The sequence below is a fragment of the Novacetimonas hansenii JCM 7643 genome (assembly GCF_000964405.1).
Lineage (GTDB): Bacteria > Pseudomonadota > Alphaproteobacteria > Acetobacterales > Acetobacteraceae > Novacetimonas > Novacetimonas hansenii.
The window spans coordinates 1-9,448 of record NZ_BANE01000292.1 but is presented as its reverse complement, the minus strand read 5'-3'; the positions used below and the strand labels follow the sequence as shown (position 1 = coordinate 9,448).

The window sequence follows — 9,448 nt, the reverse complement described above, 5'->3', positions numbered from 1 at the left end:
TTCCAAAAAGCTTCAGAAGACGCCGCCTTTTTCGATCGAAAGGCCGCACCCAAAGACTTTTCTTGTTTTCTATCAATGCGTTGTTTTCAAACACTCTCTTAAAGATCCTGATTAAACACAGCCAGGTTCCTGACGGGCGCAGTTGCCCCCAAAGCCCTGGCCAAGGCTTTGCCGTCTTGTTGGCGGCATAGACCGGGCAGGCTGTTGCAACAGCCGTCTGGTATCCCCCCTCACCATGGCGTGATGCGCACATCCGGTACGGAATGATAGGATGATTTCACATCCCCTCCCGTCATTGCCCGAGGAAACCGCATGCGCCCGTTCCGTCCCCGCACCACCGGCCATCGCGGCGTCCTGCCGCCCCTGCTGCTTGGCCTTGCGCTCTGTCTTGGCGCGGGCGTCACGCAGGGCGGGGCCGCCACCCCGACACGCACCGAATCCCCCGCACTGAAGGTCGCCTATACATCCCAACGGGTCATGAACGCGGTGGCCGTATCCGATGACGGGCGGGTATTTGTCTCCTTCCCTTACTGGGGCGGGGGCGATACGCCCGGGCCGACGGTGGCCGAACTTTCCCCCGACGGCACGGCCCACCCCTATCCCGATGCGAAATGGAACGACTGGGCCACGTCGCATGACAATGACCATGCGTTCGTGCGCGTCAATGCGATCCGCTTTGGTCCCGACGGGAAATTATGGGTCGTGGATTCAGGGGAGGCCAATGTCGGCGGCGCCCCCAATCCCCCCACCGGGGCAAAGGCCAAGCTGGTGGTGATCGACATCACCACCGGGCAGGTCGTCCGCACCATCAGCCTTGCCGCCGCCAGTACGCCCCATACCTATATCGACGACCTGCGCTTCCACGGTACAACCCTGTTCCTGACGGATGCGGGCGATCCGGGGCTTGTGGTGGTGGACATGAAGACCGGGCAACAACGGCGGGTGCTGGAACATGCACGTTCCACCACCGACGAACGCCCGATGTATGCCGAAGGACAGCTTCTGATCAGCAACGGCAGGCCCGCGCGCGTCCATGCGGACCAGCTTGAGGTCTCCCCCGATGGGACCAGGCTTTATTTCCAGCCGAGTTCAGGCCCGATGTGGGTCGTCCCCACCGCCGCGCTGGAGGATGCACATCTGTCGCCCGCCGCGCTGGAAAAGCAGGTACGCCTGTTCCATGACACCCCCACCACCGGGGGGACAGCCATTGACGGGGATGGCAACCTGTATGTTTCGGACACCAACCTGTTGCGGGTCCTGCGCATCACGCCCACGGGGCAGGTTTCGACGCTGGTGGCGGACAGGCGGCTGGTCTGGGCTGATGCCATGTGGATCGCCCATGACGGCGCGTTGTGGATTCCTGCCGTGCAACTGAACCGGACGGCCACGTTCGAACGCGATGGCCGGTCGCATCTGGAACTGCCTGTCACGATCTATCGCATGGACCTGCACCTCCGTCCCGTGCGATAGGGCCGGCGGGATATCACCACCCCATAAACGCGTCCGGGCGTCACCCACGGGTCAGGAATATGGTGCTTTATCCCGGCACCAGAACGGAAACGCCATGCAGGCCAGTGACAAAACCGGCGCCCGTGGCCTCCCCCCCGGACAGGGTGGCAAGATCCGACAGGGAATAATCGTTCAGCGCATCGACGAAGGCCGCATGCGCCATATCGAACATCGGCGCAAACGCGCCCTCTTTCGGGGTCATGGGGCGTACGGCCTCGATACTGCGGATGACGTCCCCGATACGGACACGCGCGGGATCCTTGCGCAGGCGCAGGAAACCTTCGCCTGTGGTGGCATGTTCAATCAGGCCACAATGGTGCAGGTCCTGCAGGACGCCTGCGACCTCACGCGTGGACAGGCCGCACCTGCCCGATATCTCCTGAACACATGCAGGCATGCCGGATTGCGTCATGCAGATCAGGAATTTCACTGCATGGTCTGTGTGTAAGGAAAGCTGCATCTAATTTTGCATCTCGCACGCAATGACTGAGCCTGCGACGCCATGTCGCAAGGGCACTATTTATATAAAATCCGCCAACAGACAACACATTAGACCAGTCTCTTATAACCGCGCCGATCCATCCGCGTCCCTGCCGCCAGATCCACAGAACAGGACTTTACCGCCATAACCTGGCAGGATTCGGGCAGGGACACACACATCCTCATGCCCGTCCGTCCGGCTTCGCGCATTTTGTAATATCCACGTGACGGACGCTGCATGACGGACGCTGCGGGGGGCCTATCGACCGGGATGCACCGCTTTCTTTCGCATGCGCCACGATCCCTGCGCGGATGTCCCCCGGCCATGCCACCGTGCGGGAACGCGGCGATCCGTATCACGCCCGTACGTGGCGACGGGCCTTGGTAAAACGCGCCACGCGGTGATATGACCGCAGCACGGATATCGCCAGATCCAGACGAAAAAGGACCATCCCTCCCCATCCCCTGCCGCCGCGACGGCGGGGAGGGCGCTGGCATGGCCCGCCCCATCATGACGGAAAACGGACTTTTCATGAACGCGCCCCCTCCCTGCCTGAGCATCGAGCCCATCACCGCACCGCTGAAGGGGCGCGTGGTCCTGCCGGGGTCGAAATCCGTGACCAATCGCGTCCTGCTGCTGGCGGGACTGGCGCGCGGCACGTCGCAATTGACCGGTGCCCTGAAAAGCGACGACACCCTGTACATGGCGCAGGCCCTGCAACAGATGGGCATCAGCGTGGAACAACCCGACGCAACCAGCTTTGTCGTGCGTTCAGACGGAACGCTGCACGCGCCACAGGCCCCGCTGTTCCTGGGCAATGCGGGCACGGCGGTACGCTTCCTTACGGCGGCAAGCGCGCTGGTGCGCGGTACGGTGGTCGTGGGGGGCGACGCCAACATGGCGCGCCGCCCCATCGCCCCGCTGGTGACTGCGCTGCGTGCGCTGGGCATTGACGCCAGCGCGCCAAGCGGTTGCCCCCCCGTCACCATCCACGGCACCGGTCTGCTGTCGGGGGGGGAAGTGGAAATCGACGCCAGCCTGTCGAGCCAGTATGTCTCCGCGCTGCTGATGATGGCGGCATGCAGCCGCACCCCCGTGCGCATCAGCCTGTCCGGACCGCATATCGGGGCACATGGCTATATCGGGCTGACCATCGCGGCGATGCGCGCCTTTGGCGCCAGCGTCACATCCGGCGACGACGCGTCATGGACGGTCGCACCGGGCGGATATACCGCAACCGATTTGCGCATCGAACCCGATGCCTCCGCCGCAACCTACCTGTGGGCGGCGCAGGCCCTGTCGGGCGGGGAAATCGACATCGGTTTCCCCATTGGCGATTTCACACAGCCCGATGCCGCCGCGTGGCACGTGATCCAATCCTTTCCCCACATGCCCGCCGTAATCGACGGATCGCAGATGCAAGATGCGATCCCCACCCTTGCGGTCATGGCCATGTTCAATGAAACGCCGGTGCGCTTTGTCGGGATCGAGAACCTGCGCGTCAAGGAATGCGACCGCACGCATGCGCTCGCCACCCAGATGCAGCGCATCAATCCCGCCTATGCGCGTGAGGCAGGCGACGACCTTCTGGTCTTTCCGCATCCCGACCCCGCCAACACCGCAAAGGACGTGCGGATCGAAACATATGACGATCATCGCATTGCCATGTCCTTCGCCCTGGCGGCACTGAAAATCCCGGGGCTTTCGATCCTCAATCCCGGCTGCGTGGGCAAGACGTTCCCCGCTTACTGGGATACGCTAAGGGCACTTGGGGTAAGCATCAGCCCCGGCTGATGACAAGACAGGGGTTTGTCCCGATGTAACCTGCGGTGGGGGCGGATGCCGGACTTTCAGGGGCTTTGCCCCCGATCCCCCACCAAAGGGCGACGCCCTTTGGGAACCATTACTTTTCCTGTTTGATGATCGCTTCGGCTGCGGCGACGGCGGTATGCAGTTGCATATGGATATTGGAAAGGCCCACCACCGGGGTTATCCGGTGGCGATCCATATCGGCCCGCAGATAGGGACTGACCCTGCCAAAGATCACGCTTACACCACGCGTGCGCAGGGCAGTGAACAGGTCACGCAGGTCACTGGCAGCGGAAAAGTCGATATCCGTAATGGCGCTGGCATCCACCACCAGACATGACAGCGGCACCGGCGTCCCCTCCACCATCATCCGCACATCCCCGACAAATCGCGCGGAATTGGCATAAAACAGGTCCGCACAGAACCGATAGACCACCAGCCCCGGCGATGTCCGCACCCCGGCGGCAACAGCGCGCGGTTCCAAAAGACCCGAATGCGGATCATGGCACAGGATCATGGTGTGGGGTTCATAACTGTGACGCACATGGCGAAACAGTGACAGCGCAATGGCAAGGAAGATCCCCTGTTCCACCCCGATCCCGACCACCGCCGCCGCCGTCATCAGCGCAAGCCCACATTCGCCCGGACTTTCACGCCGGATGGCACGGATGGCGCGCAGGTCAATCATCCCCACCGCCACCGTAAAGACGATGGAACCCAGCACGCAACGCGGCAGGTACCGCAGCGGCCCCGTCAGGAACACCAGCACCACCGCCGTCACGGCGGCGAATGTCAGTTGCGCAAGCTGTGTACGTGCCCCCGCGCGCGCGGCCATCGCGGTCTGGGTCGGGCTGCCATTGACGGTGAATGTACCACTTAGCCCCGCCACGGCATTGGCCGCACACAGGCCAAGGATATCCGCGTTATCGTCAACCGGATCGTGAAAACGCATGGCAAAAGCACGCGATGTCGCCGCACTTTGCGCAATGATGACAAACACGCACGATGTGGCGACAGGCAACAGCGCCAGCATGTCGTTCCATGACACATCGGGCAGGCGCAAGCGTGGCAGGCCACGTTCGATCGGGCCAAGCGTCTCTATCCCATGATGCGACAGGTCGAACATCATGCTGGCGATGATCGACCCCACCACCGTCACAAGCGCCAGCGGCGCACGCGGCGCCAGCCTGTCGCCCGCCATGATAAGCCCCACGACACAGCCCGATAACGCCATCGTCGGCAGACTGGCCCGGGGCACATGCATCAATGTCTGGAATATTTGCAAAAGCGGATTATGCGCGGTGGTTACAATGCCCAGCATGTCGCGCGTCATCGCAAGTGCAACCTGGATCCCCACCCCGGCCATAAATCCCACCAGCACGGTGCGTGACAGGAAATCAGCCAGGAAGCCAAGGCGGAACAGACGCGCAACCAGCAAGAATCCCGCGCTGAGCAACGCGACCATGCTGACAAGCGCCATGTAATGCGGGCTGCCCGGTGGGGCCATGCGGCCCAGCGCACTGGAGAAGATGGCAGCGGTGGCGGAATCTGCGGCGACCACCAGATGTCGTGACGAACCAAAACACGCAAACGCCACCAGCGGCAGCAACACCGTATACAGCCCTGTCACCGCCGGCATGGCGGCAATACGGGTATAGCCAAGGACCTGCGGGATGTTCATCGACGCAAGCGATATTCCCGCGATAACGTCACGCAGGCGCGCATGCCATCCCGGTCGGGGCGGCATCCCCCCCAAGGGGCCTGTTTTTACATCCATGATACCACCATCGCCCGCAATCCAGCCGCCCGCATCCCAACGTCGTCCCACACCACAATGTCGTGGCAGGAATCCCCGATCATATCGTAAAATGCACGGGATACGCCACCAGCGCCGACGGCGCGGCCATCGTGTGGCAACATCCCGACAGGCCGGGCATATCCCTCATGAATGGACATACCTCACATATTTCTTGAAAGGATATCAGGCATTCATTTTTGAAAGAACGTGATGCCCGCAAAAGAACTCACCCCAGATCCTGAAAATATCGTTTTTGGGAGATGCTTTCGCCAGAAATATTGAAAAAACGTCTCGTTTTCAGAAAACGACCCTGTTAGAGATTATTTCAAATCAAGTTTTGATAAAAATTACGAAAAATTTTGGTGCCGACGTTTTTCATAAATTCGGTATCTTCTGAAGTTTTTCAGGAAAATAATCACCAAAAATCTTTATAATTTCAGGATGTTATTTATCCTGTCTTTTTAAACATCATATTAGGGATCGTTTGAAAATAAACCTTTGATAAACAATGGAAAAATATTTTTTGTTACCTTTCAATCGAAAAGGCGACGGCTTTCGAAGCTTTTTGAAAAAATCTTCACCAAAAACTTTTATTATTTCATGATTTTATCAGATTTATTCTTTCAAACATCCTCATTAGCAATGCTTGATCCCGGACGCCCCTGATTTACGTTGATACGCCACATGACATGACGATATGGCGGCATAAAACATTCCTAAAATATACAACAAATATTCCTATCGACATATTTTTGACCTGCTCCCACCAATTATTTCCAAAATTTCGTTCAGGTATGACATCAGAAACCCAGAACATATGCGCACGACAGGGATCGGCTTCGCCCCGCACCAATAACGAGTTCAATATTCACCAAGGATATAGAACCTGCATCCGGTAAATTTGATAAATACATATTATTATAAATATTTTTCGAAAAAAGAATTTTATATCAATCTTTAAAAACAAACCTCGCCCCATCCCCATGATGGAACGATGCCTGACAAAGGCAGGGCACAAACATATACGATAGGGCCGGCAATCACACGCACATCCCAAAGATACCATGCCGGACTGATGCACAGGCAGGCAAAGAAGACGTGATATATTGAAACGAAGTGATAAATACCCCCTGAATAAAGTTATTTCAGGGATAAAAATTCAGAATGCTTAAAAATACTTCACTGCTGCTCGCATGCATGGCGGCTGTTTTTTCTCTTCAGGGATGTGAAAGCTTCAAGGTGAAATTCAACCCGCAAGATGCGGCATGGACGAACAAAACCGGTGACACGACACTGGTCCTGCATGGTTACATGCTGGATGCGCACCATAAGGAAATAAGCTGCGATGCATTGGCCAGAAATGCAGTCCTGGCACCAGATACACCATATTATCGCGAATGGATCAGGGTCATTGATTCCCCCTGGCGGTTTAAGTCCAGCGTTGACAAACACTCACAGGAATTCGGCAGGATAGCACCTTATCAGCAAGGATGTGTGTTCACCTTTCCCGACCTGCCTGCGGGTAAATGGCTTATTTTCATGGCCATGCAGCATCATATCGCGTCCTCACCATTGTTCATCAACAATCATTATGCCGGAAGCACAAATATTTCCGATATATACAGCACGTGGGCTGCAATTGAGCTTAAACCAGAAGATGGCATTATCAAGAAAAACGTCGTCCTGAACAAAAACCCGAAGATAAAGGACGTGCCACAGAGTACGGGCCTGAACATGCCGGAATCACACCTGACGGACTGGACGGCAGAGGAACAATCGTCGCTGCATTTTTCAATTATCCCAAGCATTCATGCAAAGGATTACAAGAAAAAATAACGCCCCCTGCACAGGGCCTGCCGTGCCATCATATCGTGGGGTGGGAAAATCCCTGCCCCACGACATCCGCCACATGCCACCTGCCGCGTGCCACCCGTCGCGTGCCCACCCATCGCGGCCCCGAGGCTGTTTTCACGCTTTCGTGCAATCACGTTACGGGGTCGCGCACACTTCCACCCCACGATATGCTGTCACCAGGTATTCATCCCCCCATCAGGCACAAAGGGCATTTCATGTTTTCATGCACCGGATACGCCGCCACAGCCGCCGACGCGCGCCTTGGCCCCATCACGCTGGACCGCCGCGATCCCGGCCCCGATGATGTACAGATCGACATCCTGTATTGCGGCGTCTGTCATTCCGACCTGCACCAGGCACGTGACGAATGGCACAACACCATCTTTCCCTGCGTCCCCGGACACGAAATCGTGGGGCGCGTGGCACGGGTGGGGGCATCGGTCACACGCTTTCACACCGGTGACCTCGTGGGGGTGGGCTGCATGGTCGATTCCTGCCGTGACTGCAAAAGCTGTCGTGACGGGTTCGAACAATATTGCGAACAGGGCTTTGTTCCCACATATAATGGCGAAGACCGGCAGGGACGCGGCATCACCTTTGGCGGGTATTCACGCGCCATTGTGGTGGACCAGGCCTTCGTCCTGAAAGTCCCTGAAAAACTTGATCCCGCGGCCGTCGCCCCCCTGCTGTGCGCGGGGATCACGACCTATTCCCCGCTGCGCCACTGGAAGGTGGGACCGGGACAGCGGGTTGGCATCGTCGGGTTGGGCGGGCTGGGTCATATGGGGGTGAAATTCGCCCGTGCCTTTGGCGCGGAAGTGGTCCTGTTCACCACTTCCGCCGACAAGGTTGCCGATGGCCTGCGCCTTGGCGCGCATGAAGTCGTGCTGTCAAAGGACCCCGACGCCATGGCCCGCGAACATGGGCGGTTTGATTTCATCCTTGATGCCGTCGCCGCCAATCATGACATCAATGCCTATCTTGAACTGCTCAGGCGTGACGGCACGCTGGTGCAGGTTGGCGCGCCGGAAACGCCGTTACCGGTTTCGGTGTTCAGCCTGCTGATGAAGCGGCGCAGTTTCAGTGGGTCGCTGATTGGTGGCATTCCCGAAACGCAGGAAATGCTGGATTTCTGTGGTGAACACAACATCACCGCCGAAATTGAGATGATCCGCATGGACCAGATCGAGGACGCCTATACCCGTATGTTACGTTCCGACGTGAAATACCGTTTTGTCATTGATATGGCCAGCATGCCGGCAACCGCCTGATCCCTGATGCAATATCGGGGGCATCAGAATGGTGCCCCCATCATGGCCCTATAAAAAACCTCCCCGACCGAACATTGGCCACCCCATATGTTGGATAGGGGCACGCAAGTTCCGCAACGGGCGTCATGCGGTTGCCATAACCGCGTCGATGTCACGCAGATGGATGCTCGCTCCCCTTTATCAAGGGAGGCACACCATGGCTTACAAAACGATAAACCCCTATATCAACGAACTGGTCGCAACTTGTGCCGCCCTGCGCACCGACGAGCTTGAACATGCTGTCACGCACACACAGGCCACCTATACCCCATGAGCGCGCATCGATTTCGCCGAACGAGGCAACATATTTCAACACGCGGCGCAACAGTTGCGCGCACAGGCCGACCATTCCGCCGATTAAAATTTTGTACCCATACTCCACTGAATAATAAAAGTTTTTGAAAAATCCCTGCCAAGGACTTTTATTATTCAGTGGATCAATGCCCCTCCCTTTCCAGACAACCTGTTACTGTCGTCAAGTGACATGACATCATAAAGGTGTAATGGTGACATTTATGAAAAATTAAACACTCATTGAACTTCATTATATTTTATTAATATTCGTCGGAAATTACGCCTATATTTTGATGTCATCAAAAATATAATATATTTTCCAAAAAAGCCTATTTGAAATCGTCAGGCGCAATAACATCCTGAAATTATAAAGGTTTTTGGTGAAGCTTTTTC

Annotated in this window: 8 protein-coding genes; 5 read left to right on the top strand and 3 right to left on the bottom strand. The window is 57.1% G+C overall.

Going from position 1 to position 9,448, the window contains the following annotated elements:
- Both B7G66_RS18495 and B7G66_RS15215 read left to right on the top strand, forming a co-directional pair.
- Positions 1–191 (top strand): hypothetical protein (locus B7G66_RS18495; protein ID WP_206778208.1); only part of this gene is annotated, 191 nt, incomplete at its 5' end.
- A gap of 121 nt (positions 192–312) precedes the next feature.
- Entirely contained in the window at positions 313–1,470 is a 1,158-nt protein-coding gene (locus tag B7G66_RS15215; RefSeq protein WP_003621402.1) for an SMP-30/gluconolactonase/LRE family protein, read from the top strand.
- 67 nt (positions 1,471–1,537) lie between these two features.
- Here the strand turns inward: B7G66_RS15215 and B7G66_RS15210 are convergent, their stop codons facing one another.
- Positions 1,538–1,969 carry an Rrf2 family transcriptional regulator gene (locus tag B7G66_RS15210; protein ID WP_003621401.1) on the bottom strand — a complete coding sequence of 144 codons (432 nt, stop codon included), beginning with the start codon at positions 1,967–1,969 and terminating at the stop codon, positions 1,538–1,540.
- A 516-nt stretch (positions 1,970–2,485) separates the two neighbouring features.
- Here B7G66_RS15210 and aroA point away from each other — a divergent pair.
- Positions 2,486–3,784, top strand: a complete 1,299-nt coding sequence (gene aroA / locus B7G66_RS15200; protein ID WP_237700313.1) for a 3-phosphoshikimate 1-carboxyvinyltransferase — start codon at positions 2,486–2,488, stop codon at positions 3,782–3,784.
- Between the two features lie 109 nt (positions 3,785–3,893).
- Here aroA and B7G66_RS15195 read toward each other — a convergent pair whose 3' ends face one another.
- Positions 3,894–5,576, bottom strand: coding sequence for a SulP family inorganic anion transporter (locus B7G66_RS15195; protein ID WP_040510981.1), 1,683 nt, complete (start codon positions 5,574–5,576; stop codon positions 3,894–3,896).
- The gene (locus B7G66_RS15190) at positions 5,567–5,755 is read right to left on the bottom strand and encodes a hypothetical protein (RefSeq protein WP_003621397.1); all 189 of its coding nucleotides are present in this window, start codon (positions 5,753–5,755) and stop codon (positions 5,567–5,569) included. Before B7G66_RS15190 ends, B7G66_RS15195 begins: the two co-directional genes overlap by 10 nt.
- Positions 5,756–6,761: 1,006 nt before the next feature.
- Here B7G66_RS15190 and B7G66_RS15185 point away from each other — a divergent pair.
- Both B7G66_RS15185 and B7G66_RS15180 read left to right on the top strand, forming a co-directional pair.
- Positions 6,762–7,433, top strand: a complete 672-nt coding sequence (locus B7G66_RS15185; RefSeq protein WP_003621396.1) for a hypothetical protein — start codon at positions 6,762–6,764, stop codon at positions 7,431–7,433.
- A gap of 233 nt (positions 7,434–7,666) precedes the next feature.
- The gene (locus B7G66_RS15180) at positions 7,667–8,722 is read left to right on the top strand and encodes an NAD(P)-dependent alcohol dehydrogenase (protein ID WP_040512616.1); all 1,056 of its coding nucleotides are present in this window, start codon (positions 7,667–7,669) and stop codon (positions 8,720–8,722) included.
- Positions 8,723–9,448: the final 726 nt, after the last annotated feature.